Here is a 558-nt window from a genome sequence, read left to right as displayed (position 1 = left end):
CCGCCAGCCCGATTACATTGACCGCCTTCGGCGCATGCCAGGGGCGGTCCCGCAGCGTCAGGGCGGCCAGGTTGGCGACGGCGTAGTAGATCAGCACGCCGAAGCTGGAGAATCCGACGACGGTTAGCACGTCTGTGGTCAGCAGCAGGACGATGATGACCACCGCCACCGTCAGGTCGGCACGGTAGGGCACTGTGAAGCGGCTGCCAATCCGGGCCAGGAACGTTGGCAGGTCGCGTTCGCGGGCCATTGCCATGGTGGTCCGCCCGACGCCGGCAACCAGGGCCAGCAGGGCTCCCAGGCTGGCGCAGGCCGCCCCGGCGGCGACGACGGGTCCCGCCCAGGGGGCCGCGGGGCCGGTTGCCTCGAGCAACGGCGCGGTGGAGCCTGCCAGTCCCGCTGTTCCCAGGGTGCGCAGCAGGCCGCTGCCGATCAGCAGGTAGATCAGGAACGCAATGGCCAGCGCACCCAGGATGGCCTTGGGAATGCTGGACTGGGGATTGACGACTTCTTCGCCGAGGGTGGCGATGCGCGCGTAGCCGGCGAAGGCGAAGAAGA

1 protein-coding gene is annotated in these 558 nt (G+C 69.4%); it reads right to left on the bottom strand.

What is annotated here, in order from left to right; translation table 11 throughout:
- Positions 1-558: APC family permease (locus AC5RVV_RS17925; RefSeq protein ID WP_494002703.1), on the bottom strand; the 558-nt coding region annotated here is incomplete at both ends.

Source organism: Arthrobacter sp. MDT2-34-1 (genome assembly GCF_059091365.1).
Note: the sequence above shows the minus strand (reverse complement) of the source record. Positions and strands in the feature narration are given on the sequence as shown.